This window comes from Micromonospora qiuiae (genome assembly GCF_016863555.1).
In the GTDB taxonomy this organism is placed as follows: Bacteria; Actinomycetota; Actinomycetes; order Mycobacteriales; family Micromonosporaceae; genus Micromonospora; species Micromonospora qiuiae.
This window is the reverse complement of sequence record NZ_BOPC01000013.1, coordinates 65,884-90,761: the sequence shown is the minus strand read 5'-3', so window position 1 is coordinate 90,761 and position 24,878 is coordinate 65,884. Positions and strand designations below refer to the sequence as shown.

The 24,878-nt window shown below is 71.6% G+C and carries 22 protein-coding genes; 9 read left to right on the top strand and 13 right to left on the bottom strand.

What is annotated here, in order from left to right:
* Positions 1-111: 111 nt before the first annotated feature.
* Together Vqi01_RS05110 and Vqi01_RS05105 are read left to right on the top strand one after the other, a co-directional pair.
* Complete coding sequence (locus Vqi01_RS05110) at positions 112-1,065, top strand: acyl-CoA desaturase (RefSeq protein ID WP_204033322.1); 954 nt, start codon at positions 112-114, stop codon at positions 1,063-1,065.
* 115 nt (positions 1,066-1,180) lie between these two features.
* Positions 1,181-1,870: a TetR/AcrR family transcriptional regulator gene (locus tag Vqi01_RS05105; RefSeq protein ID WP_204033450.1), complete on the top strand. Its 690-nt coding sequence runs from the start codon at positions 1,181-1,183 to the stop codon at positions 1,868-1,870.
* Between the two features lie 35 nt (positions 1,871-1,905).
* Here Vqi01_RS05105 and Vqi01_RS05100 read toward each other — a convergent pair whose 3' ends face one another.
* From Vqi01_RS05100 to Vqi01_RS05070, 7 genes are all read right to left on the bottom strand, one after another.
* Complete coding sequence (locus Vqi01_RS05100; protein ID WP_204033321.1) at positions 1,906-2,385, bottom strand: DUF4383 domain-containing protein; 480 nt, start codon at positions 2,383-2,385, stop codon at positions 1,906-1,908.
* Positions 2,386-2,588: 203 nt separating this feature from the next.
* Positions 2,589-3,041: a DUF4383 domain-containing protein gene (locus Vqi01_RS05095; RefSeq protein ID WP_204033320.1), complete on the bottom strand. Its 453-nt coding sequence runs from the start codon at positions 3,039-3,041 to the stop codon at positions 2,589-2,591.
* 115 nt (positions 3,042-3,156) lie between these two features.
* Entirely contained in the window at positions 3,157-4,962 is a 1,806-nt protein-coding gene (locus Vqi01_RS05090) for an ABC-F family ATP-binding cassette domain-containing protein (protein ID WP_204033319.1), read from the bottom strand.
* A 94-nt stretch (positions 4,963-5,056) separates the two neighbouring features.
* On the bottom strand, positions 5,057-6,004 hold the full coding sequence (locus tag Vqi01_RS05085; protein ID WP_204033318.1) for a 4-(cytidine 5'-diphospho)-2-C-methyl-D-erythritol kinase: 948 nt from the start codon (positions 6,002-6,004) through the stop codon (positions 5,057-5,059).
* Positions 6,001-6,585 (bottom strand): Uma2 family endonuclease, encoded by a 585-nt coding sequence (locus tag Vqi01_RS05080; RefSeq protein WP_239098196.1) that lies wholly within the window; start codon positions 6,583-6,585, stop codon positions 6,001-6,003. The genes Vqi01_RS05085 and Vqi01_RS05080 overlap by 4 nt, the downstream gene beginning before the upstream one ends.
* A gap of 32 nt (positions 6,586-6,617) precedes the next feature.
* Positions 6,618-7,487, bottom strand: a complete 870-nt coding sequence (gene rsmA / locus Vqi01_RS05075) for a 16S rRNA (adenine(1518)-N(6)/adenine(1519)-N(6))-dimethyltransferase RsmA (RefSeq protein WP_204033316.1) — start codon at positions 7,485-7,487, stop codon at positions 6,618-6,620.
* A gap of 81 nt (positions 7,488-7,568) precedes the next feature.
* Positions 7,569-8,456 carry a TatD family hydrolase gene (locus tag Vqi01_RS05070; RefSeq protein ID WP_204033315.1) on the bottom strand — a complete coding sequence of 296 codons (888 nt, stop codon included), beginning with the start codon at positions 8,454-8,456 and terminating at the stop codon, positions 7,569-7,571.
* A 175-nt stretch (positions 8,457-8,631) separates the two neighbouring features.
* On the opposite strand from Vqi01_RS05070, the gene Vqi01_RS05065 reads away from it, so the two are divergent.
* Both Vqi01_RS05065 and Vqi01_RS05060 read left to right on the top strand, forming a co-directional pair.
* Positions 8,632-9,879 (top strand): hypothetical protein, encoded by a 1,248-nt coding sequence (locus Vqi01_RS05065; RefSeq protein ID WP_204033314.1) that lies wholly within the window; start codon positions 8,632-8,634, stop codon positions 9,877-9,879.
* Positions 9,880-9,962: 83 nt separating this feature from the next.
* Entirely contained in the window at positions 9,963-10,814 is an 852-nt protein-coding gene (locus Vqi01_RS05060; RefSeq protein ID WP_204033313.1) for an alpha/beta fold hydrolase, read from the top strand.
* Between the two features lie 63 nt (positions 10,815-10,877).
* Here the strand turns inward: Vqi01_RS05060 and metG are convergent, their stop codons facing one another.
* A complete protein-coding gene (gene metG, locus Vqi01_RS05055; protein ID WP_204033311.1) occupies positions 10,878-12,698 on the bottom strand; it encodes a methionine--tRNA ligase in 1,821 nt (606 codons plus the stop codon).
* A gap of 137 nt (positions 12,699-12,835) precedes the next feature.
* On the opposite strand from metG, the gene Vqi01_RS05050 reads away from it, so the two are divergent.
* Positions 12,836-13,729, top strand: coding sequence for a hypothetical protein (locus Vqi01_RS05050; protein ID WP_239098195.1), 894 nt, complete (start codon positions 12,836-12,838; stop codon positions 13,727-13,729).
* Positions 13,730-13,791: 62 nt separating this feature from the next.
* On the opposite strand, the gene rsmI is transcribed toward Vqi01_RS05050, so the two are convergent.
* Positions 13,792-14,634, bottom strand: a complete 843-nt coding sequence (rsmI, locus tag Vqi01_RS05045) for a 16S rRNA (cytidine(1402)-2'-O)-methyltransferase (RefSeq protein WP_204033447.1) — start codon at positions 14,632-14,634, stop codon at positions 13,792-13,794.
* A gap of 94 nt (positions 14,635-14,728) precedes the next feature.
* On the opposite strand from rsmI, the gene Vqi01_RS05040 reads away from it, so the two are divergent.
* Entirely contained in the window at positions 14,729-16,423 is a 1,695-nt protein-coding gene (locus Vqi01_RS05040) for a dolichyl-phosphate-mannose--protein mannosyltransferase (protein WP_204033310.1), read from the top strand.
* 296 nt (positions 16,424-16,719) lie between these two features.
* Here Vqi01_RS05040 and Vqi01_RS05035 read toward each other — a convergent pair whose 3' ends face one another.
* On the bottom strand, positions 16,720-17,019 hold the full coding sequence (locus Vqi01_RS05035) for a hypothetical protein (protein ID WP_239098194.1): 300 nt from the start codon (positions 17,017-17,019) through the stop codon (positions 16,720-16,722).
* A gap of 276 nt (positions 17,020-17,295) precedes the next feature.
* On the opposite strand from Vqi01_RS05035, the gene Vqi01_RS05030 reads away from it, so the two are divergent.
* The 3 genes from Vqi01_RS05030 (at position 17,296) to Vqi01_RS05020 (ending at position 20,347) form a co-directional block, all read left to right on the top strand.
* Complete coding sequence (locus Vqi01_RS05030) at positions 17,296-18,147, top strand: DUF4352 domain-containing protein (RefSeq protein ID WP_204033307.1); 852 nt, start codon at positions 17,296-17,298, stop codon at positions 18,145-18,147.
* A gap of 71 nt (positions 18,148-18,218) precedes the next feature.
* Positions 18,219-19,511 carry a vWA domain-containing protein gene (locus tag Vqi01_RS05025; RefSeq protein WP_204033306.1) on the top strand — a complete coding sequence of 431 codons (1,293 nt, stop codon included), beginning with the start codon at positions 18,219-18,221 and terminating at the stop codon, positions 19,509-19,511.
* A gap of 2 nt (positions 19,512-19,513) precedes the next feature.
* Entirely contained in the window at positions 19,514-20,347 is an 834-nt protein-coding gene (locus Vqi01_RS05020; RefSeq protein ID WP_239098193.1) for a peptidase, read from the top strand.
* 146 nt (positions 20,348-20,493) lie between these two features.
* Here Vqi01_RS05020 and Vqi01_RS05015 read toward each other — a convergent pair whose 3' ends face one another.
* The 3 genes from Vqi01_RS05015 to Vqi01_RS05005 are packed head-to-tail and all read right to left on the bottom strand — an operon-like array spanning position 20,494 to position 24,806.
* Positions 20,494-22,923: a DUF4132 domain-containing protein gene (locus Vqi01_RS05015; protein WP_204033305.1), complete on the bottom strand. Its 2,430-nt coding sequence runs from the start codon at positions 22,921-22,923 to the stop codon at positions 20,494-20,496.
* Positions 22,923-23,318, bottom strand: a complete 396-nt coding sequence (locus Vqi01_RS05010) for a hypothetical protein (protein ID WP_239098192.1) — start codon at positions 23,316-23,318, stop codon at positions 22,923-22,925. The genes Vqi01_RS05015 and Vqi01_RS05010 overlap by 1 nt, the downstream gene beginning before the upstream one ends.
* 36 nt (positions 23,319-23,354) lie before the next feature.
* On the bottom strand, positions 23,355-24,806 hold the full coding sequence (locus Vqi01_RS05005; RefSeq protein ID WP_239098191.1) for a family 43 glycosylhydrolase: 1,452 nt from the start codon (positions 24,804-24,806) through the stop codon (positions 23,355-23,357).
* Positions 24,807-24,878 lie beyond the last annotated feature (72 nt).

Genomic DNA, 24,878 nt, shown 5'->3' with positions numbered 1-24,878 from the left:
CGTACGACGGTGTTGGCATCGCTCTGAGTCGCTGTCTGATGTGATCTACAGGTCCGTAAGTTACGGTGACGTAGCCGTAGATTCACGTTCCACCGTCCCCTGCGAGGTGACATGTCCACCGCTCTCATCGATGCACATCCAACCGGCCCGAAACCCCTCACCCAGGGCACCCAGTCCCGCGGCATCCTGATCGCGTTGTGGGCCTTCGTGGCGATCCCGTTCGCCGCGCTGATCGCCGCCGTGCCAGTTGCCTGGGGTGGCTGGTTGAGCTGGATCGATGTGGGCATCGCCGCCTTCTGGTACGTGCTGGCGGGCCTCGGCATCACCGTCGGCTACCACCGCTACTTCACCCACGGCTCGTTCAAGGCGAAGCGGTGGCTGCGCGTCGCCCTGGCCGTCTCCGGCTCGCTCGCCGTGCAGGGCGACATCATCCAGTGGGTCGCCGACCACCGCCGCCACCACGCCTTCTCGGATCTGGAGGGCGACCCGCATTCGCCGTGGCGTTTCGGCGCCAGCCTCGGCGGTCTGACCAAGGGGCTCTTCCACGCGCACGTCGGCTGGCTTTTCGGCCGCGAGTTGTCCAACCGGGAACGCTTCGCCCCGGACCTGCTGGCCGACCCGGACATCCGGCGGATGGACAAGCTCTTTCCCCTGCTGGCGGCCACCTCGGTGCTCGGCCCGGCGCTGATGGGTGGGCTGCTGACCTGGTCCTGGCAGGGTGCGCTGACCGCGCTGTTCTGGGCCGGTCTGGTCCGCATCTCGCTGCTGCATCACGTGACCTGGTCGATCAACTCGGTCTGCCACGTCTACGGGGAGCGGCCGTTCATGATGCGTCACGGTGACCGGGCCGCCAACTTCTGGCCGCTCGCGCTGGTGTCGTTCGGGGAGAGCTGGCACAACCTGCACCACGCCGACCCGACCAGCGCCCGGCACGGTGTGCTGCGCGGTCAGATCGACATCTCGGCCCGGGTGATCTGGCTGTTCGAGAAGGTCGGCGCGGCCTGGGACGTCCGCTGGCCGAAGCCGGAACGAATCGCGGCAAAGCTGGCGAAGCCGGCAACGTGACCGGCGACCGGCCCCCTGCCGGCAAGTTACCTGGCAGTATGTTCAGGTGACCGGGCAGAAGGCAGCAGGCAGGATCCCACAGCAGGGCCTCACCGAGCGCCGTCGAGGTGACGAGTTGGCCGAGAATCCCAGCGAGGACGGCGGCAAGCGCCGACGACGCACGGCCGCCGCATCCGCATCGGCCAAGCCGACCTCTCGGATACGCATGTCGGCGGCCCAGCGCCGCGAGCAACTGATCTCCATCGGTCGGCAGATCTTCGCCGAGCGGGGCTTCGACGCCACCTCGATAGAGGAGGTGGCGTCCCGGGCCAAGGTGTCCAAGCCGGTGGTCTACGAGCACTTCGGCGGCAAGGAGGGGCTCTACGCGGTGGTGGTGGACCGGGAGGTCCGATCCCTGCTGGATCGGATCACCACGGCGCTGACCGCGGGCCATCCGCGTGAGCTGTTGGAGCAGGCGGCGTTGGCCCTGCTCGGGTACATCGAGGAGGAGACGAGCGGCTTCCGGGTGCTGGTGCGGGAGTCACCGGTGCTCTCCGCCACCGGCAACTTCAGCAGTGTCATGAACGACGTCGCCCACCAGGTGGAGCACATCCTGGGCGCGGAGTTCTCCAGCCGGGGGTACGACCCGAAGCTGGCCGAACTGTACGCGCAGGCGCTGGTGGGCATGGTCGCGCTGACCGGCCGCTGGTGGCTGGAGGTCCGCAAGCCACGCAAGGAGACGGTGGCGGCGCATCTGGTGAACATCTCCTGGAACGGGCTGTCGCACCTGGAGGCGAAGCCGGGGCTGATCACCGTCGGACGTTGACCGGTCGGGCACGTCGTCGTGGGCCGCCGAGGCGGTCAGCGGCGGCGGTGGATTTCGGCGACCGGGTGGTGGCGGTGGTCGCGTGCCGCCTCTTCGTGCTCCTCCGGGCCGACCTTGTCGTACGCCCCGGTGCCGATCAGGATCAGCCCGAAGACCATCGAGACGATCACGGTCGACATGGAGAAGTTCAGGAAGTTGGCGCTGGTCTGTAGCACCGACATCATCAGGATGCTGGTGACCAGGAAGATGACGCCGGCGGTCAGGTTCATGTAGTGGCCGAGATTGCCGCGCCGGGACGCGCCGATGACGAGCACGAGCCCGAAGACCACGGAGACCAGCGAGAAGGCCAGGTTGGTGCGGAGCCCGAGGGCCCAGGCGCCGTCCCGGGCGAACAGCGGCTCATTCCAGGTCAGGACGGTGCCCCAGACCCCGAAGACGAGGATGTAGAGGCCGATCAGGCCGGCAAGCGCCCGGTAGATGGGCCGCGCGGGGTGGTTCACCGGAAGCTTCGCCATGACTTTCTCCAGGCCAATGGGAACAATCACCACAATTGTCCCCCATCCGGAGTCACCACGACCGGTTTTCGCCGGAGACCGATCCGCGCAGGGATCAAGCCTGACCGCCCGGAGCGGGTCGGGCTCCGGCGAAAACCCCAGCTCGTCGAGCATGGCCAGCCCAGGCACGGGCACCGTGTCCCAGCAGAAGCCCCGACAAGCCCTCAGAGGACGAGCCGAGCCTTCTGCCACGCCTCGTGCTCCTCGTCGCTGCCGACCTTGCCGTACATGCCGGCCATCAGCAGCACCAGGCTGACCATCATGAGCACGATGACCGTGGTGACGCTCATGTTGAAGAAGTTGGCCTCGGTCCGGATGAAGCTGAGCCCGGCCAGGCTGACCACCATGATCAGGTACGCCGTCCACTGGTTGATCAGCACGTCGAGGTTGCGGCCGATCGCCGTGCCGACCAGCACGAGGCCGCCGACGAGAACGCTGAACACCGCGAAGCCGAGGTTCGTGCCCTGCCCCAGGACCTGGGCGTCGCCTCGGCCGAGGAAGGGTTCGCCGCTGCCGGTGAAGAAACCGAGCACACCGAAGACCACCAGGTACAGACCGGCCAGCCCGCCGATCGCCCGGTAGATCGGCTGCGCGGGGTGGTTGACGGGGGTATGCATGTCTGTGTCTCCAACGCCGTTGGGTGAGGGTCGTCGCCGATTCTCCCGCACCCCGCGATATGACGCCGCACACGGGTCCCCGGAATGGCCGCAGGTCGCGGCGTCGCGCCCGGTCCTAGGCCGGAATCTCCTCGGCCAGCTCCAGCCATGCCTGTTCGACCTGTTCCCGCTCGGCGCGTACCTGACTGAGCTGGGCGTCCAACTCCGCGACCCGGGTGTAGTCGGTGGCGCATGCGGCGAGCTGGTCGAGCAGTGCCGCTTCCTTCTGCTCCAGCTTGCCGACCTGCCGCTCCAGCCGGGCCAGTTCCTTGCGGGCCTGTCGGGCCTCGGCGGCGCTCATCCCGGTGCCGCCTGTCGCGGTGCCGGGTGCGGTGCCGGCCGGTGCGGCGCTGCGGGCGGGCCCCGGCTGGCCGGCGCTCCGCGCCAGGTACTCCTCGACCCCACCGGGCAGGTGCACCAGCCGACCGTCGCCGAACATCCCGTACGTCGAGTCGGTCACCCGCTCGATGAGGTAGCGGTCGTGGCTGGCCACCACGATGGTGCCGGGCCAGGAGTCGAGCAGGTCCTCCAGGGCGGCGAGGGTGTCGGTGTCGAGGTCGTTGGTGGGCTCGTCGAGCAGTAGCACATTCGGCTCGCCAGCGAGCAGCCGCAGCATCTGCAGCCGGCGGCGCTCACCGCCGGACAGGTCACCGACGGGGGTCCAGAGCCGCCGGTCGTCGAAGCCGAACACCTCGGCGAGTTGAGCAGCGGAGATCTCCCGGTCACCGAGGCGCACCCGCCGGGCCACCTCCTCGACGGCCTCCAGGACACGCAGTTCGCCGGGCAGTTCGGCGAGTTCCTGGGAGAGGAAGGCGGGCCGCACGGTGGCGCCGGTGATCAGCCGTCCACCGTCGGGACGGGTGACGCCGGCGAGCATCCGCAACAGGGTGGTCTTGCCGGCACCGTTGGCGCCGAGGATGGCCACCCGGTCGCCGGGACCGACCTGCCAGGTGACGTCGTCGAGGATGGTCTTGGGACCGGCGTGCAGGCGGACCTGCTGGAGGTCGTACACCTGTTTGCCGAGCCGGGCGGTGGCCAGCCGTTGCAGCGACATGGTGTCGCGCGGCGGCGGCACGTCGGCGATGAGCGCGTTGGCCGCGTCGATGCGGAACTTCGGCTTCGACGTACGGGCCGGCGGGCCCCGGCGCAGCCAGGCGATCTCCTTGCGGAGCAGGTTCTGGCGGCGGGCCTCGGTGGCTGCGGCGATCCGTTCGCGTTCGGCGCGGGCGAGGATCCAGGCGGCGTAGCCGCCCTCGTAGGCCCGCACGGTTTGATCGGCGACCTCCCAGGTGGTGGTGCAGACGGCGTCGAGGAACCACCGGTCGTGGGTGACCACCACCAGGGCGCCCTTGCGGCCGAGCAGGTGCCGGGCCAGCCAGTCGACGCCGCCGACGTCCAGGTGGTTGGTGGGCTCGTCGAGGATGAGCAGGTCGGCGGTGCGGACCAGCAGGGCCGCGAGGGCCACCCGACGGCGCTCGCCGCCGGACATCGGCCCGACCGGCGCGTCGAGGCCGAGGTGCGGCATGCCGAGCCCGTCGAGGATGGCCCGGACACCGGCGTCGCCGGCCCACTCGTGCTCGGCGCCCATGTCCTCGGCGAGCCAGGCGGTGCCGAGGACCACGTCGCGGACGGTCGCCTGCGGGCTCAGGGTGAGGTTCTGCGGCAGCCAGGCGACCCGCAGGTCGCGGCGGTGCGTGACGCGCCCGTCGTCGGGTTCCTCGGTGCGGGTGAGCAACCGCAGCAGCGTCGACTTGCCGGCACCGTTGAGCCCGACCACGCCGATCCGGTCGGCGTCGTCGAGGCCGAGCGAGACGTCGGTGAGCAGTGGCCCGGCGGCGCCATAGCCCTTGGACACCCGGTCCAGGTTGACGATGTTGGCCACGCCCCACCTCCCATGATCAAGGCGTCCCGGTGCCGTGAGGGCACCTGGGGACGCCTGGAACCAGCGTACGCGGAGCGCCGCCCGCGTGATCGGGTCAGGTGATCCGGGCCCCGGGAACCGGGCCGTGGGCGGTGCGGGCCTGCCGGCACACCTCGGCGGCTTCCAGTTCGGCGGCGACGCGTTCGGCGTCGGCGGCGTCGGCGGTGAGGAAGACGCAGGTGGGGCCGGAGCCGGAGACGATGCCGGCCAGTGCCCCGGCCGCCTCGCCGGCCTTGAGGGTGGCCGCCAGCGCGGGACGCATGGCCAGGGCGGCGTCCTGCAGGTCGTTGCCGAGGGTGGTGGCGAGCACCCGGGGGTCACGTTGCCGCAGGGCGGCGAGCAGCGCGTCGGTGCTGCCGAGCGGCGGCCCGGCGGCGCCGGTCTCGCGGAGCCGATCGAGTTCGCGGTACGCCTGCGGGGTGGACAGCCCACCGTCGGCGATGGCGACCACCCAGTGCCAGGAGGTGGGGCGGGCCAGGACGGGGCTGACCGCCTCACCTCGACCGGTGCCCAGGGCGGTGCCGCCGTGGATCAGGAAGGGCACGTCCGAGCCGAGGTCGGCGGCGATGCCGGCCAGTTCGTCGCGGGACAGTCCGGTGCCCCAGAGAGCGTCGCAGGCAACCAGGGCGGCGGCGGCGTCGGCGCTGCCGCCGGCGAGCCCACCGGCGAGCGGGATCTGCTTGCGCAGGTGCAGCCGGGCGTGCGGCATGACGCCGGCGTACCCGGCGAGGGCGTGGGCGGCCCGGAGGACCAGGTTGGAGTCGTCCAGGGCGAGTTCCCCGGTGCCTTCGCCCTCCATGGTGAGGGTGAGCGTGTCACCCCGTCGGGCGGTCAGCTCGTCGTAGATCGAGATCGCGTGGTAGACGGTGTTCAGCTCGTGGTAGCCGTCCCGGCGCAACGGGCCGACTCCCAGGTGCAGGTTGACCTTGGCGGGCACCCGTACCCGGACCGGGCCGCTGGCCCCGCGCGGCTCGTCGTCCTCCGGATGCCAGGCTTCGGTCACGGGGTGATGTCCCGGACGGGCAACCGCAGGTCGAACGGCTTGGTCACGATCAGCTCCTCGGCGGAGTCGGCGACCAGCTCGTACCGGCCGTCGACGAGGTCGTACGCGTACACGTGCACCGGATTCTGCTCGATCCGCCAGTAGTGTGGGATGCCGGCGTCGGCGTAGTCGGCGGGCTTCTCCAACCGGTCCCGCCGCCGGGTGCCCGGCGAGACGACCTCGACGGCGAGCACCACCTGCTCGGCGTCGAAATAGTGGCTCTCGGCGACAACCGGACGCTTGAGCAGCACCACGTCCGGCTCGAAGGTGTTGCGATGACTGATCGCCACCCCGACCGCAGTGGCCGGGGAGACATCGAACGGCACATTTTGCCGGAACCACGTCCACAGCAGGTTGCTGATGGTCTGGTGAGCGTAGGTGGGGGAAGGGACCACGACCAGGACTCCGTCACGCAGCTCGACGCGGGGGGCGTCGTCGGGAAGGGCCAGCACGTCCTCGATGGTGTAGCTGGCCAGGCGCTGCCGGACCGGGTCCGGGCTCCACATGCCGGACGCGTCGGGCTCGATCGGCTGGGCGGTCACTCGTACACCTCCTCGGCGGGCACGGCCTCAGCCTACTGCGCGCCGCTGGTGGCGCTCGGGGCCGACGCGGCCACGGCGGCGAACTGCTCGACGGTGAGTGACTCGCCGCGCGCGCCGGGGTCGATCCCGGCGGCGGTGAGCGCCGTGGCGGCCCGGTCGGCGCCGCCGGCCCAGCCGGCCAGGGCAGCGCGCAGTGTCTTGCGGCGCTGCGCGAAGGCCGCGTCCACCACGGCGAAGACCTGTTCCCGGGACACGTCCGCGCGGGGCGGGTCGTGGCGGGTGAAGGCGACCAGACCGGAGTCCACGTTGGGCACCGGCCAGAACACGTTCGGTGGCACCTTCCCGGCGGCGCGGGCGCGGGCGTACCAGGCGAGCTTGACCGACGGCACGCCGTACACCTTCGAGCCGGGGCCGGCGACCAGCCGGTCGGCGACCTCCTTCTGCACCATCACCAGCCCGTGCCGGAGGGTGGGTAGTTCGGCGAGCAGGTGCAGCACCACCGGCACGGCGACGTTGTAGGGCAGGTTCGCGACCAGCGCGGTGGGCGGCGGGGCGGCCAGGTCGGCGGCGGTGATCCGCAGCGCGTCGGCGTGGTGCACGGTGAGCCGGTCGGCGGCCGGGCCGGCGTGCCGGGCGGCGGTGTCGGGCAGCGCGCCGGCCAGCGCCGCGTCGATCTCCACGGCGTGCACGTGGGCGACGGCCGGGAGCAGGGCGAGGGTGAGCGAGCCGAGACCGGGGCCGACCTCCAGCGCCACGTCGTCGCCGGTGAGCCCGGCGGTGGTGACGATCCGTCGCACGGTGTTCGGGTCGTGCACGAAGTTCTGGCCGAGCTTCTTGGTGGGGGCGACACCGAGCCGGGCGGCGAGGTCCCGGATCTCCGCCGGGCCGAGGAGACCGGTCACCTCGGTAGCGTATGCGGCCGGCCTGCGGTGTTAAGAAGGGGCCCTTTTACTGCACGAGGCGTTAAGAAGGGGCCCTTCCTTTCACCAGGGGCCGAAGGCTCGCTCGCCGGTGGCGGAGATGTTGGCGCACAGCTCGTCCAGGTCGGCACCGATGGTGGCGGCCAGCGCCCGGACGGTCAGCGGGATGAGGTACGACGCGTTCGGCCGTCCCCGGTGCGGCACCGGCGTGAGGTACGGCGCGTCGGTCTCCACCAGGAGCTGGTCGAGCGGGGTCAGCGCGGCGGCCTCACGCAGCGCCCCGGCGCTGGCGAAGGTGACGGTGCCGGCGAAACTGAGCAGGTATCCCCGGCGGACGCACTCGGCGGCGAACTCGGCGTCGCCGGAGAAGCAGTGCAGCACCACCGTGTCCGGCGCGCCCTCGGAGTCCAGGATGCGCAGGACGTCGGCGTGCGCGTCCCGGTCGTGGACGACCAGCGTCTTGCCGTACCGCTTGGCGATGGCGATGTGGGCCCGGAAGCTCTCCTCCTGCGCGGCGCGGCCGTCGTCGCGGGTGCGGTAGAAGTCCATCCCGGTCTCACCGATGCCGCGTACCCGGTCCCGGGCGGCCAGCGCCTCGATCTCGCGCAGGGCGGCGTCGAGGTCGGGCAGCCGGGGCGCCTCGTTGGGGTGCAACGCCACGGTGGCCAGCACCGCGGAGTGCTCGTCGGCCACCTCGGCGCCCCATCGGGAGGATTCGACGTCGACGCCGACCTGCACCAGCCGGTCGACGCCCACCATGGCGGCGACGTCGATGGCCGCGGCGATCGGGTCGGTGGCGGCGCTCCCGGCGGGCACGCCGACCTCGCTCACGGTGATGTCCAGGTGGGTGTGGCTGTCCAGCACCGGCTGCGGCAGCGGCTCGGGTGCGGACGGGAACTCGCCGGCGCGGCGGGCCGCGCGCTGGCTGCGGGACTCGGTCGGCTCGCTCATCTCCTCGACAGCATCACACACCGGCTGAATCCACCCGGTCGCCACCCGGGGTTCACCTCGACTACGCCCAGCCCCCTTACGGTCACCGAAAGGTGCGGTGCGCGAAGCGAGGTGACGACGTGGGGACGGCACAGCGACCGGCGCCTCGCGCTCACGACCAGGGAAGTGGGCTGAGGTGAATGTGACGTCCCGCGCGGACGGCGCGGCACCGGAGCGGACGGGCCTACGGGTGGCGTACGGCGGGACGATGTACCCGGCCGAGGAGATCGCCCGCGGCGCGGCGTACGAGCTGTTCAGCGCCGACGAGGTGGCCGGATTCGAGTGGATGCCCCGGCCGAGCTCGACGCTGCCGTGGCGACGGTTCGTCCACGTCACCGAGATCACCGCCGTGCACGGGGCGGCCGAGCAGGCCGAAGCTCCGGAGGCACCGTTGCTGGTGCCCCTGCATCGCGAACGGGGCTGGTCGGAGGTGCACCGCCTCGCCCAGCAGCCGGCCGCTGCGGATGACCCGCTGGTCGCCGCGGTACGGGCATCGGCGAGCCTGCGGCGGGGTACGCGGATGATGAAGATCCTCTCCGCTCGACAACTGGCCGGATACGTGCGGGGTTGGCTACCGCACGGGTTCTGCTATCGCGAGTACGACGTGGCGCACCTGCGTACCCCGGGGACCACGAGCGTGCTGCGTACCGATGGCGGCGACGGCCGGGACAGCGGGGACGTGACGTACGCGCTGCGGTGGCGCGCTGCCGACCCGGGCGACTACGACGTGCCGGCGGGCGCCGCGTACCGGGGACTGACCGCGATGAACGCCCGGGACCGGTTGGGACCGGCGGTGCTGGGCACGGGTTTCACGCCGAGCAGTCATCACCTGCTCCCCGAGTTCGTCACCCGCGATTTCGCCGAACTGCCGATGCCGGCCAACGCCACCCTGCTCGCGTACCCGGCCGAGGGTGTTGAGGTGATCCTCTACGCCTATCAGGCGGAGCAGCACGGCTGGCTGCGTATGGTCGGGCCGCAGTGGCGGCACCTGCTGGCGGCGGTGCCCGGCTTGTCGCCGGAGCAGGAGTACGTGCCGATCGGGAATGCGCCGCTGTCGACGCGGCTGGTCGGCACGTACGCGGGCGGGGAGTACGATGCGGTGGCCGACCCGCCCGGCGGCTTCCGCGTGCTGGCGTTGACCCGGGCCGCCCGGTATCCGGTCGAATCGGCGAGCCGGCGGCTGCGCCTGGCCACTTGGCGCGGGGTGCCGTGCCTGGTGCTTCGCGAGGAGGCGGGTTGGCTACGGCTGCGTCTGCGACGCCCGGATCCGGACGCGGTGGCCGCCCTCGGGGCACAGTGCTGCGAGCGGGGTGTCTACGAGACGTGGGCACCGGGTGCCGAGGTCACCGACGACCAGATCGTGGACCACCCGTATCTCCTCTGAGGCTGTCAACGGGTGGTGCGGCGCAGGAATATCGGTCGTCCGCTGGGGAAGGCTCGGTCTCCCGCCTTGGACAGGAGGAGACTATGCCCTTCATCACCGTCGGCACGGAGAACTCCGCGCCCATCGACCTGTATTACGAGGACCACGGCTCCGGCCAGCCGATCGTATTGATCCACGGGTTCCCGTTCAACGGGGCGACGTGGGAGAAGGTCTCCGGGCCGCTGCTCGCCGCCGGATACCGGGTGATCACGTACGACCGGCGGGGTTTCGGCAATTCGGCGCAGCCAACTGTCGGGTACGACTACGACACCTTCACCGCCGATTTCGACGTGCTGATGACGGAGCTGGACCTGCGTAACGCGATCCTGGTCGGCCACTCGATGGGCACCGGCGAGGTGACCCGCTACCTGGGCGCGTACGGCTCGGACCGGGTGGACCGGGCGGTGCTGCTGGCACCGTTGGCGCCGTACCTGAAGCAGGCGCCGGACAACCCGGAGGGTGTCGACCCGAGCCTTTTCGAGGGGTTCAAGCAGGCGATCATCAAGGATCGGTTCGCCTACCTGACTCAGTTCTGCAACAACTTCTTCAACTACGACGAGAACAAGGGCAAGTTGTTCAGCGAGGAGGCGTACCGGGCGCACTGGGACATCGGGGCGCGCGCCTCGGCGAAGGGCACCCACGACAGCGTGGACGCCTGGGGCACCGATTTCCGGGGCGACGTGTCGCGCATCGATGTGCCGGTGCTGATCGTCCAGGGCGACAAGGACAGGGTGCTGCCGTACCCGAAGACCGGGCAACGGTTGCAGCCGATGCTCTCCGACAGCCGGTTGGTCACCCTCAAGGGTGCCCCGCACGGCACCCCGTGGACCAACGCCGACGAGGTGAATCAGGCGATCATGGAGTTCATCGGATCGCCGGCCATGGCGCGGGCCTGATCGGGCAGGGCCGGACGACGGGCGCGGCCTCCGTCGAGGTCACGCCCGTCGCGCGGGTGCGGGTCAGCCGCCGAGCCGGGCCAGTTCCTCGTCCACGATCGAGGGGTCGAGCTTGCGGAACACCGGCTTGGGCGCCGCGAGCGGCCGGCCCACCTCGATCGGTACGGACTCCCACCGCGCGCCCTGGGTGTAGTCCCCGGTCAGCACCGGATAGCCCGGCCCTCCGTCGAGGTCGGTGACCTCCTCGATCACCGGCATCGGGGCGTGCACCCCGGTGCCGCCGAGCAGCTCGTGCACTTTCTGCGCGGAGTGCGGCAGGAACGGGGTGAGCAGGGTGTTGGCGTCGCTGACCACCTGGAGGGCGACGTGCAGGACGGTGCCCATCCGGGGCTTGTCCGCCTCGGCCTTGAGCTTCCACGGCGCCTGCTCGGAGAGGTACCTGTTGGCCTCGGCGACCACCTTCATCGCCTCGCCGATGGCCTGCTTCTGCCGGTGGTGGGCGATCAGGTCGCCGACCGTGGCGAAGCCGGCGCGGGCCACGGCCAGCAGCGCCTCGTCGGCCTCGGTGAGCCCGTCGGGGCCGATCGGCGGGATCGTGCCGAAGTTCTTCGCCGCCATCGAGATGGACCGGTTGACCAGGTTGCCCCAGCCGGCGACCAGCTCGTCGTTGTTGCGCCGCAGGAACTCCGCCCAGGTGAAGTCGGTGTCGTTGCTCTCCGGGCCGGCCACCGCGATGAAGTAGCGCAGCGCGTCGGCGTCGTACCGCTCGAGGAAGTCCCGGACGTAGATGACCACCCGGCGGGAGGAGGAGAATTTACGCCCCTCCATGGTCAGGAACTCGCTGGAAACCACCTCGGTGGGCAGGTTGAGCCGCCCGAGGTCACCCGGCTTGCCGTCCCGGCTGCCTTCGCCGGAGTAGCCGGCGAGCAGCGCGGGCCAGATCACCGAGTGGAAGACGATGTTGTCCTTGCCCATGAAGTAGTAGGACCGGGCATCGCCGCCGGAGGTGTCAGCGTCCGCGCCGTCCTTCGGGTGCCAGTACCGGCGCCACGCCTCCGGATCGCCGGTGCGGCGGGCCCACTCGATGGACGCGGAAAGGTAGCCGATCACCGCGTCGAACCAGACGTAGATCCGCTTGTCGGTGCGCTCGCGCCAGCCGTCGAGCGGGATCGGGACCCCCCACTCCAGGTCCCGGGTGATGGCCCGGGGGTGCAGGTCGTCCAGCAGGTTCCTGGAGAAGCGCAGCACGTTGGGGCGCCAGCCCTCGCGGGTGTCCAGCCACTGCCGCAGGACGTCGGCCAGGGCGGGCAGGTCGAGGAAGAAGTGCTCGGTCTCGACGAACTTCGGTGTCTCTCCGTTGATCTTCGACCGGGGGTTGATCAGGTCGATCGGGTCGAGCTGGTTGCCGCAGTTGTCGCACTGGTCGCCGCGGGCGCCGTCGTAGCCGCAGATCGGACAGGTGCCCTCGATGTACCGGTCGGGCAGGGTCCGGCCGGTGGACGGCGAGATGGCGCCCATGGTGGTCTTCGGCACGATGTAACCGTTGCGGTGCAGCCCCTCGAACAGCTCCTGCACCACCGCGTAGTGGTTGTGCGTGGTGGTGCGGGTGAACAGGTCGTAGGAGAGGCCGAGGCCGTGCAGATCCTCCACGATCACCCGGTTGTACCGGTCGGCCAGCTCACGCGGGGTCAGCCCCTCGGCGTCGGCCTGCACCTGGATCGGTGTGCCGTGCTCGTCGGTGCCGGAGACCATGAGCACGTCGTGGCCGGCCATCCGCATGTACCGGACGAAGACGTCGGAGGGAACGCCGAAACCGGAGACGTGGCCGATGTGGCGCGGGCCGTTGGCGTACGGCCAGGCGACCGCCGCGAGAACGTGACTCATGACCAGCAAGCCTAGTGACCCGCCCGGGGTGGCTGCGAACCAATACGGGTGCACGGTCGAGCCGGGACCGCGGCTGGTCCGATTTGTCGCCGACACGCTGCCTGAGCTGCCTGATGACCCCTGCCCGTCGGTGTCCAATGAACCGCGTGACTGGCAGCAGAGCCACCCACGGCCCCGAGGACGGCCACCCCACCGAGCAGCAGCCGGATTCGGCCGCGCCCGCGCGTACCCAGTCGGTGACGCCTCCCCACCCCCGGGCCGTGCCTGAGGGCGGCGAGGTGCCGGCCGGGCCGGAACCCGCCGCGGTCGAGCTGGAACCGACCACCGGCGCACCGGCGGACGCCCTGCCCCGCCGGGTTCCGCTCCGGCCGGCCGGCGGCCGGCACACCCAGGACGCCGGTACGCCGGACGACGACGTTTTCTGGGCGCCCATCGAGGAGGTGCACTGGGACGGTACGCCGGTGCGGCCGGAGGCGACCGGCGACGGCGGCCTGCGGTGGCGCCGTGTGTGGCGCCGGCGCCGGGCGAGGAGCAACCATCCCCCGGATCCGCTGCCGGGGCTCGCCTCGCTGGTCGGGCTGAGCCTGGTGGCGGCCTTCTTCGCCTGGGTCAGCGCCGGTCCGTTCTGGATCGCGGTCGACCATGCCACCCCGGGCACGGTCGTGGTGACGGAATGCTCCGGCGGCGGCCTGACCCAGCAATGCCGGGGCATCTTCACTGCGGCGGACGGCACCTTCCGCAGTCACGGGGTACGGATCAGTGGGGTGCCGGCCCACCGGACAGCGGCCGGGGGGAGTCTGCCGGCCCGGGTGACCGGCCCGGACGGCGGCATCGCGTACGTCGATCGCGGGTTCGGCGTCCACCTGCGTTGGCTGCTCGGCCTGCTGGCCGTGCTCGGTTGCGGCGCGGGCATCGCGCGGTGGACCGGCGCGACGCGGCTGCCCGAGCCACGCGCCCGGCGCTGGGCGGTCATCGCCTCGCTCGCCGGCCCACTCATGATCACGATCGGTTTTCTGGCCGCCGCCTGGTAGCCGGGCACCGGCGTTAAGAAGGGGCCCTTCTACTACCGGAGGCGTTAAGAAGGTGCCCTTCCTTACACCTGGTGCACGACGGCGTACACGTCGCGTCGGCGCAGGTTGAGGGCGCTCGCGACGGCGGTGATCGCGTCGCGTCGGCTGAGGCCCGCGGCCTCGTGTTCGGCCACCGCGGCGCGCAGCGCGTCGTCGTCGGGGCGGGTCGCGGGCGCGGCCGGGGCACCGGCCACCACGAGGGTGATCTCGCCGCGCGGGTCGCCCTCGGTGGCCCAGCGGGCCAGCTCGCCGAGGGGCCGACGCAGCACCTCCTCGTACGTCTTGGTCAGCTCCCGGCACAGCGCGGCGGGCCGGTCGGCGCCGAACGCGTCGGCCAGGTCGGCCAGGGCGGCGGCGACCCGGTGCGGCGCCTCGAAGAGGACCAGGGTCCGTTCCTCGGTGGCCAGCGTCCGCAGCCGGGAACGCCGTGCGCTCGACGCACGTGGCAGGAAGCCCTCGAAGCAGAACCTGTCGCAGGGCAGCCCGGACAGGGCCAGGGCGGTCGTGACGGCGCTCGGCCCGGGGGCGGCGGTGACCGGCACACCGGCGTCCAGGGCGGCCCGGACCAGCCGGTAGCCGGGGTCGGAGACGCTCGGCATGCCGCCGTCGGTGACCAGGGCGACGAGCTGTCCGGCGGCGAGCATCTCGACCAGTTCCGGTGTACGCCGCTCCTCGTTGCCCTCGAAGTAGGAGACGATCCGCCCGGGGATCATCACGTCGAGATCGCGGGCGAGCCGGCTCAGCCGCCGGGTGTCCTCGGCGGCGACCACGTCGGCGGTGCCGAGGACGTCGCGCAGCCGGGCGGAGGCGTCAGCAGGATTGCCGAGCGGCGCGCCGAGTAGCACCAGGCGACCCAAACCGACCATTTCACCCACAGGTCCGCCACTCCTTCATCGACATCCGTACCGGATTCAAGGACGACGTACGCCATCGGCCCCTTTTCCAGCCTACGATCGCCGAGTGACGAGCGCGTCGACAGCACAGAGCGCCAGCGCGGACCGGCCGGATCCGACGGTCGAGGCCGCCATTGCCGGCTCCACCGACCCGACGCCGCGTGGCGTACCGGAGATAATCCGGCGCCGGCTGGCCACCGTCGAGGATCGGCTGGACGGACACTCGTGGCATGCCACCCTGGTGGTGGTGGCGATCGCGGCGATTGTCCGCTTCGCCAACCTCAGCCATCCGTCCGGCAAGATTTTTGACGAGATCTACTACGCCCGCGACGCCTGGGCGCTGATCGACAAGGGCGTGGAGTGGAACTACAAGGACGGCGGCCCGTCGTACGTGGTCCACCCGCCACTGGGCAAGTGGTTGATCGGCCTCGGCGAGTGGGCCTTCGGCTACTTCGACGCCGAATACGGCATCTCGGTGCCCGGGCACCTCTGGACCACCTCGCCGGAGTTCGGCTGGCGCTTCTCGGCGGCGTTCATCGGCACCCTGTCGGTGCTGTTGCTGGTCCGGATCGGCCGCCGGATGTTCGGCTCGGCGTTGCTCGGCTGCGCCGCCGGTCTGCTGCTCGCCCTCGACGGCTTCCATCTGGTGCTGTCCCGCACCGCGCTGCTCGACATCTTCCTGCTCTTCTTCGTGCTGGCCGCGTTCGGCGCGCTGGTGCTCGACCGGGACGCGACCCGCCGACGCTGGGCCCGCGCCCTGGAGGCCGGCTTGGATCCCACCGCGCCGGGGCGCGCCGGTCGCCCGCCGGGCGGGTGGCGGAACTGGCCCTGGTGGCGGTTGGCGACCGGGGTGCTGCTCGGTTGCGCCTTCGCGGTGAAGTGGAGTGCGCTCTTCTTCGCCCCGGCCTTCGCGCTGCTGATGCTGCTCTGGGACGTCGGCGCCCGCCGCTCGGCCGGGGTGCCGAGGCCATGGCGGGCGACCCTGCTCGACGGGTTCCCGCAGATGGTGCTCGCCGGCGTGCTGATGCTGGTCACGTACGTGGCCACCTGGTCGGGCTGGCTGTTCAGCCAGGAGGGCTACTACCGGCTCGCCGAGCGGTACCCCGGGGCGGGTCTCAGCGACCGGCCGGTGATCGGGGCGCTGTGGAACCTGGTGCAGTACCACCAGGCCGCGCTGGGCTTCCACAGTCAGCTCGACGATCCGCACAAGTACCAGTCCTGGCCGTGGCAGTGGCTGCTGCTGGGCCGTCCGGTGGCCTTCCACTGGCACTGTGACGGCGGCGTCTGCAGCGGAACGACGCCGACCTCGGAGGTGCTGCTGCTCGGCACACCGCTGCTGTGGTGGTCGTTCCTGCCCGCGCTGGTCGCGCTGGTCTGGCTCGGCCTCGCCCGGCGGGACTGGCGGGCCGGCACGATCCTGCTGTTCGTCGGCGCGGGGTTGCTGCCCTGGTTCTGGTTCGCCCTCGACGGCCGGACGATGTTCTCCTTCTACGCCGCTCCCGCGCTGCCGTTCCTCGTGTTGGCGGTGGCCTACGTGCTCGGCGCGATCGCCGCACCGGACGGCCTGAGCGGTGCTCAACCCGTGGGAGGCGCCGACGACGAGGCCAGCCGGGACCGCCGGCTGGTCGGCGGGGTGATCGTCGGGGCGTACCTGGTGCTCGTCGTGTTCTGTTTCGCCTACTTCTATCCGATCTTCGTCGGCCAGGTCATACCGTACGACGAGTGGTCGACACGGATGTGGTTGGACGGCCGCTGGATCTGACCACGGCGACGGCCCCGGGCTGACGCCCGGGGCCGTCCGCGCAACCACACGATGAAGGGCCCACGCGCCGAGCGCATGGGCCCTTCAAAAGCACACGTGGGCCTTCTGAAGCACAAAAGGGCGCGCCCCGATCGCCTGCCACGGGGGAAGCGGGCGATTGGGGCGCGCATCAGAAGCTTAACCACCCATGACCAGCGGCACAACGGTCGGCGTGGGTCAGATTTCCGACCAGCATCGATCAAGGCAAAAATTGCCACCGACGACCACCACTGCGTGACCGGCCCGGGACGCTGCGCTCACTCCTTCTTCGGTCGAGGAGGCAACCAACCGAAGAACCGTTCCTGCAGCGTGGTCGACCCGCGAGCTCCCAGATCCTCGGCCGCGGCGGCCAGACAGGAGCCGAGGTAGACGCTGAGCATCGCCCGGTCGGTCCCGTACTCGCTCAGAAGCCGGTCACGTTTGACCTCGCAGGGCCAGTCCGCGCCACAGGATCCGCACGTCCAGTCGGGCGACACCGGGGCGTGTTCGCCCGGTGCCGCTGCGGCGCTCCTGCCCGCCTGTGACGCCGTCACACCCGGGCGATCCGCACTCGTCATCGCTTCCTCCGCCTCCACCCTGGACGGCGGGCGAGCACCCGCCGTCGGTCACACATCACCCCCACACCAAACCCAGCAGCGTCCGGAGACCCCGCGGCGTTACTTTCCCGCGGCAGCCGGTCACCACGGTCAGCGCGCTCCAGCCACCGAGCGGCATTCGTCACCGCCGACAAACTCTACGTGGCCGGTCGGCCCGGCGGACCTGACCGGTCGGTGTTGCCGGTACGCGGTAGCGTCAGGCGGTTCGCGTCCACCACCAGGTGCCCGAGGAGTACGGTGAGCCACCCCCAGCCCCCACACGGGCCGCACGATCCCTACCAGCCGAATCAACCACCCGTCTCGGGTACGCCGTACCCCCAGGGCGCTCCCTACCAGGCGAGCGGTCCCTATCCGCCCGGCGACCCATATTCGCCGGGCGGCGGCTACCCGCCGAGCGGTCCGTACCCACCCGGCGGCCCCGGTGCCCCACTCGGCCCACCGCAGCCGGTCGGTGGCGGTGGCGGCCGGAAGGTCCTGATCGTGGTGATCGTGGTGGCGGTCGTGGCGCTGCTCTGCTGCGTCGGCGGCATCGTCGCGCTCGTCGCCGCAACGAAGCAGGCCGCCGACCAGGTGTCCGAGGCGCTGCCCATGCCGACGGTCAGCTACGAACCGCCGGCACCGGCGACCAGCGCGCCTGCACCGGGCACGCCACCCTCCCCGGCCGCACCGACCACGCCGGGCAACCGCGGCGAGACGTTCGACATGAAGCCCGGTGACACCCTGGTCATCACCGACGACGACGGCACCATCGAGGTCACCGTGACGAAGTTCCGTACGGTCACCGAGGCCTGCCGATCGTTCGCACCGAAGCCCGAGAAGGGCCGCTACCTGATCGCCGAGGTGACGGCCAAGGTGACCAAGGGCACCGGTTCGATCAACCCGTTCTACTTCGAGTGGGTGGCCGACGACGGCACCACGGTCAACGGGCTGGTCGGGGCGCTTTCCGGCTGCGGGGACCCGCTCGGCTCGGGCAACGACCTGCGGACCGGCAGCAAGCGTTCCGGCACCGTGGTCTTCGATGTCGCCGACGCCAAGGGCACCCTGGAGTACCGGCACCTCTTCGAGACGGCCGGCTCCTGGAAGCCGTAGCCGGCACAGCACCGGACGCCGGGGGCGGACCGGCGCGTTTGTCCTGATTGGACATCGCTACACTCCGCCCGGTGATCAACAAGAGATGGTCGTCAGCCGTCCTGCTCGGGCTGCTGGCGGCGACCACGCTGGCCGGCCCGGTGCCGGCATCCGCCGACGACAGGGCGGAACCAATCGCCGAGCCGCCTCGCGTCCAGCTGGTACTGGACGTGAGCGGCTCGATGCGGGCCACCGACATCGACGGACGCAGCCGGATATCGGTGGCGCAGCAGGCGTTCGGCGAGGTGGTCGACGCCCTGCCCGACGAGACCCAGCTGGGCATCCGGGTGCTCGGCGCCACCTACCGGGGCAAGGACAAGCAGCAGGGCTGCCTGGACACGCAGCAGATCGTGCCGGTCGGCCCGGTGGACCGCGAGGCGGCCAAGGCGGCGGTGGCCACGCTGCGCCCGACCGGATTCACGCCGGTCGGTCTCGCCCTGCGTGAGGCCGCCAAGGACCTGGGCACCGGCAGCACCGCCCGGCGGATCGTGCTGATCACCGACGGCGAGGACACCTGCGCCCCGCCGGACCCGTGCCAGGTGGCGCGGGAACTGGCGGCGCAGGGCACCACGCTGGTGGTGGACACCCTTGGCCTGGCCCCGGACGAGAAGGTACGCAAGCAACTGCTCTGCATCGCCGCCGCCACGGGCGGCACGTACACGGCGGCGAACAGTGCCAGCGACCTGACGGATCGGCTCAAGCAGTTGGTGGACCGCGCCCGCGACACGTACGCCACGACGCCCGCTAAGGTCGACGGCACCGAGGCGTGCCCGGACGCGCCGCTGCTCGCGCCCGGTATCTACACCGATCGGGAGACCTTCTCCGAGCACCGCTGGTACCGGGTGCCGGTCCAGCCGGGACAGGAACTTCGCGCCTCGGTCAGTGTGGCGCTCGACCGTCCGGTCAACCTGGACTACGGCGTACTGCTGCGGGCCACCGCCGCCGACGGCCGGGAACTGGTGCGCGGCGTGGACGCGGGCAGCGGCCGCACCGACGTGATCTCGGCGGGCCTGCGCTGGTCGGCCGGGGCCGACGACGAGACGGACGAGCGCGACGCGGACGCCCCCACCCCCACCACCCCCGCCGTCACCACCGTCTGCCTGGTGGTCAGCAACATGTTCGCGCCGCAGCCGGGCACCGCCAAGAACCCCGGAATGCCGGTCGAACTCACCGTCGACGTGGTCGCCGCGTCGCCCACCCCGGATGGCCCGGACCTGGGCCGGGGCTGGGTGCTGCTGCTCCTGCTGACCGTGGCCGGCCTGCTCACCGGGCTCGTCGCCGGCTGGCTCACCCGCTGGTGGGTGGCGACCTGGAGGGAGAACTGAGGATGCGTACCCGCTCGGCAACCCCGCACGCCCGGCTGGCCGCCGGCCTCGCGCTGGCCCCGGCCGCACTGCTGGCCGGCGTCGCGCTGACCCCGGCCCCGGCGCTCGCCGCGCCCACCCCGACCCCTTCACCCGGTGCCGCCACCGTGACCAAGGCCGGCACGTCCTTCCTGAGCGCCACCCCGGTCGCCGCCGGCCAGCCGGTACGGGTCGGTGCATCCACCGGCGAGTACCTCTACTGGTCGTTCCCGGCCGCCGCAGGCGAGACCCACGAAATCAACGCCACGGTCTCCCTCGCCGCGAACCGCAGCGGCCGGTCGACCTGGGCCGTCGAGGTCTTCGACGGGCTGCGGCGCCGGCAGGCGTGCACGGCCGGCGCGCAGACACCGACCGCCGACGCCTCGACGAGCACCGTGGCGATCGGCTGCACCCTGCGCCGGGTCCGGCCCTGGGCCGAACCCTGGTCGGCCGACCCGCTGCCCGGCACGTACTACGTCCGCCTGACGGTGGTCGACCTGCCGGAGCCCGACCTCGGCCTGCCGATCGACGTGGACCTGCTGATCTCCACCACCGGTGATGCCGACACCTCGCCGGAGGACGGCAAGCTGGAGGCGCCGCTGGTGCCGCCGACCAACGCCGGCACGGTGCTGGACGCGGTGCCGACGCCCGCCCCGGGGGGCTCCGACGACGACGGCTGGAACCTCGACCTGACCGGCTGGTTGCCCGAGGCCGGGTCCCGCTGGGTCTGGACCACCGCCGGTGGCGTACTCGCCGCGGTGGCCGGCGTGGTCGGCTTCGCTCTGACCCGCCGCCCCGGCCGGCGGGTCGCCAGGTGACTCGCACCACCGGATGAACCCCGCCGGCAGGTCGCGCCCAGGTGCCCGGGCGTGACCTGCCGGCGGCCGGCGATCAGGCCCGATGCGGATGCGCTCTCAGCTCGACAGGCACGTGCCGACAGCACGACGCCCGGCGCGCGCATCGATCACGACTGTCCGACGGGGGCGATCTGCCGAGTGATCGACGGGTCGGTGATCTCGGCGTCCTTGGCGAGCAGCATCGCCTTGCTGAGGATGACGGCGAGCATGGCGTCCCCCTCGAACGGCAGGAACTGCTGCTCTCCCGGCCGGGCCGCGCCACGGTCCGGCACGATGCACAGGTACGCGTCGTTCGGGCTCATCAGGATGTTGCCCGACCCCAGGTGGATCCGGTACGTGCGCAGGTCCCCGTCGACGACCAGGAACCGGCCGTCGACGCGGGCCCGCCGACCCACCGCCAGGCGGGGCAGCAGCCGGGCCAGCAGGTCCCGTCGGGTCTCGGCGTTCGCCGACAGTTCCCCGAAGCTGTACGACGACCAGTACTCCCGGAACCGGCCCTGCGGGCCGCCGTCCGACCAGGTCGGGTCGTTGCCGACGCTGGCCACCCCGACGAACAGGTCCACGTCCCGCATGATCTCGCTGAACACCAGCGGCGGAACCTGGTCCAGCGGCAGCGGGTCGGCTGGCCGGGCGTCGGTCCACCGGGCACCTGTGTAGCCGCCGCCGGAGGCGTGCGACCAGTTCTGCGCGGCGTCGATCGGATAGAAGCGCACCTGATCGGTGACGAGCCGCAGGTACGACCCGCCCTCGGTGGTGTCGGCACCGTACTCGTCCCCGATTCCCTCCACCCAGTACTCGGCGCGCAGACCCCACCTGGGCAGCTCCCGGCTGGTGGGCGGGTACGAGTCGTCGACCATCAGCCGGAGCCGGTCGGTCCAGCCCCTGATCGCGGCCAGCGCATGGTACTGGTGTTGGCGCAGGATGTGCCCGGCGAACCGGTTGGAGTAGGTGCCGGTGGCCTCCTCGGCCGGGGTGAGCAGGTAGACCTCGCGGTGTGCCTGCTTGAACGGCTGGACGATGCGGTGCCGCTCCAACCACTCCCGCCAGCCGACGATCTCCGGCACCGGCCGGCCGATCGGGTGCCAGATCCGCACCTCGGCGTCGTCCTCGGCGGTCACCGGGGTGTCGTCCACCGTACGCAGCGCGCCGTCGGCCCAGCCGCAGGGCACCCCGTCGACCAGCCAGAGCAGCCGACGGGCCAGCGCGCCGACCAGCGGATGGTCGAGGTAGCGCTGCCGCCAGGTGGCCAGGCCCCAGGTGCGCTGGGCCAGGAAGAGCCCGTCCAGCCGGGCCGTCTGGGCGGCCAGCATCCCGGTGATCTCCTTGGTCAGGCCCTTCAGCTCGGCCAGCTCCGCCGCGTGGCCTCGGCGGACCGCCGCCGGTGGGCTCTTCACCTGCCGCCCGGACTCGTTGTGCCAGGTCAGGGTGGCCCCGGCGGACCCGATCAGCAGCTCCGCGCGGCACCCGCCGAGGCTCACCTCGTGCCGGCCCACCTCGGTCAGGCCGTAGTCCGGGACGGCCAGCTCCTCGATCTCGTCCCGGCCGACGCCGAGCGCCGTAGCGCGGGCGTCCAGCGCCTTGTCGATCTCCTTGCGGGTGCCCTTGTAGGTGACCCGGGCCGACAGCCGGGCGAGCTGCGCCAGCGCCGCCTCCCCGTCGAGCCGGCCGAGCACCCCGACCCCCGCGTTGGCGACCTTCGGGCAGGCCGGCCCGATCCCGGGCAGCCGACGCAGCATCGCCTCGACCAGGCCACCGATCCGGCGTACCTGCTCGGGCGTCGGGTCGGCCCGCTCGACCAGCCAGAGCAGGCCGCGCAGCAGGTCCGCGTTGATGGCGGACGGCGGCCGGTGCGGGGTACGGGAAGCGGCGGCCAGCCACCGGTCGAGCATCTGCCGCACGTCAACCGGGTCGAACCCCGCCAGCTGCCGGACCGCCTCGGTCGACCAGCCGGCCGTGGGCCGGGCCGTGGTGGCGGTGCTGGCGTGCCCGAGCAGCCGCTGCCAGGCCGGGTCGAGGGTGGGCAGCTCGGTCCGGATCTGCTCGGCCCACGGATCGTCCGGGTCGAGCTGCGGCCCGGTCAGCCCGACCACCAGTTGCCGCAGTCGTTGGCTCTCGTCGGATCGGTCGACCAGCACCGCCACCAGGTCGGCGGAGAGCGGACCGGTGGCGACTAGGCCCCGGGCCACGGTCTCCAGCGTGGTCGGCGACAACGAGTACGGCTCCTCGACGGCGTACGCGGCGAGGTCCTGAAGCTGTTCCGGCGTCAGGTCGGCGGGCAGCCGGCGGGCCAGCTGCCCGATCAGATCCAGCACCGACCAGAACCGCTTCTGGTCCCGCCGATGCACACCGATCATGGCCTGCACCAGCCGGGACACGTCCGGCCGGGACAGCGCGCGCAGCGCGGCGGACACCTCCGGATCGTCCCCACAGCGCCGGGCGTGCGTGTAGAGGTGGTCGGTCAGCGCGGTCAGGTCGTTCGCGGCGACCAGCTCGCGGGCGCGGATGCCGTACCAGGCGGTGTCGGTGCTGGTGGTCATCAGCCACCCACCAGCGGGACGAGCTTGAGGAAGGTGACCTCGGTGTCGCGGCGCAGGTCGACCTCGTCGTCCAACTCCTCCACCTGGCGGTCGCCGACCAGCACCACGAAGCCGTTACGGGTGAACGCCTCCTCGGCGAGTGCGACCTGCCGCTCCGGGTCGATCCGGCGGCGCGACCTCTCGGCCGGCTCGCCGTTGAGCGTCCGCTCGGTCGGGGTGCGCTGCACCAGCAGCCGGCGCGGCGCCGAGGCGGCGGCGTTGCACTCGGCCACCTCCTGGTGGATCCGCCGCCGGATCAGCTCGCGCAGCGTCAGCCGCTCCTCGAAGATCCGCAAAGCCCAGGCCGGGGTGCGGGCACCGGCCGTGCTCTCGTCCACAAAGGTCACCGTCGCCATGCCGAGGGAGTTTAGGTACGCCCCCCGACACGCACGTCAGTCCAGCGCGAAGGTGGCCGACGCCCGCCCGGCCGCGTCCGAGACGCTCTCCAGGTACAGCAGCCCGTCGCGGTGCCGGACGTACTGACCGGGAAAGTTGACCGACTCCAGCGACAGCTTCGCCGCGTCGGCCAGACCGGCCCGGCGAAGGAACGTGGCATCCTGGCGGAACAGGTTCGAGCCGTCGTTACGCTCGACCCAGAGCTGATGGTTGCGGTGCCGCAGGTAGTAGCCGGGATAGTTGGTCGACTCCAGCGAGACGCCCGCCGCGTCCGCCAGACCGCCGACGATCCGGAACTGTGAATCGGCCAGGTTGGTGACGTTCGGCTCCAGCCGCACCCGGAACTCCCAGTGCCGCAGGTAGCGGTCCGGCAGGTCGTGCGAGCGCAGCCGGACCGGGGTGACGCCGTCCGGCACCGGTACGCCGAAGTTCGGCGTACCGTCGGCGTTCCAGTAGACCCGCTGGATCCGGGTCCGCCGGTTCGGGTCGCTCAGCGGGTCGTAGCCGTTGCCGAGATACCGCTCGTAGTTGCGGGAGTGGTAGACGATCACGTCGCTGCCGTCCTCGGCGACGGTGAAGGAGTTGTGCCCGGGACCCCACTGGCCGGTCCGACTGTCGCTGGCCAGCACCGGCGTGGCGCGCTTGGACCACGAGGCCGGGTTGAGCAGGTCGCTACCCGCCGAGGCGGTGAGCAGCCCGACGGCGTAGCTGGCGTCGGTGGCGCTCGCCGAGTAGGTCATGAACACCCGGCCGTTGCGGATCAGCACCGCCGGTCCCTCGTTGACCCGGTAACCCCGGGTCTCCCAGGCGTACGTGGGGGTGGCGATCAGCGACGGAGTGCCCGCGTACGTCCAGGGGTTGACCGCGCGGGCGAGGTAGATGTTGGAGTTGCTGCCGGCGTACTCCGCCCAGGCCAGGTAGCGCTGGCCGTTGTGCACGAAGGTGGTCGCGTCGAGCGAGAAGCTGCTGCGGGCCGGCTGGAGCTGTCCACGCTCGACCCACGGCCCGTCCAGGGGGTTCGCGGCGCTGCTCTCCAGCACGTACGGCCGGATGGCCCAGACGTCGTCGGTCCGGCCGGCGGCGAAGTAGACGTACCACCGGCCGTCGATGAAGTGGATCTCGGGTGCCCAGATGTGCGCGCCCATCTCGCCGGTGCTGTGCTTACGCCAGATCACCCGCTCGGTGGCGGTGGCGAGCCCCTGGAGCGTGGTGGCGCGGCGGAGCACGATGCGGTCGTACTCGGGCACCGTCGCGGTGAAGTAGTAGTAGCCGTCGGTGTGCCGGTAGACGTGCGGGTCCGCGCGCCGTTCGGCGAGCGGATTGGTGAAGGTGACGGCGGCGGCCAGCGCCGGGACGGCCGGTCTCACCAGTGCGGCGGTCGCCACCACGACCAGGGCGGTGACCGCCGCCCCTATCGCACGTCCGCTGCCGAACCCCTGTCGCGTCATCGTGATCGCCTTCCGCCGCACCGACTCCCCGCCTTGATAGCGTTCACAAAGCAATCAGGTCAAGGGACCATC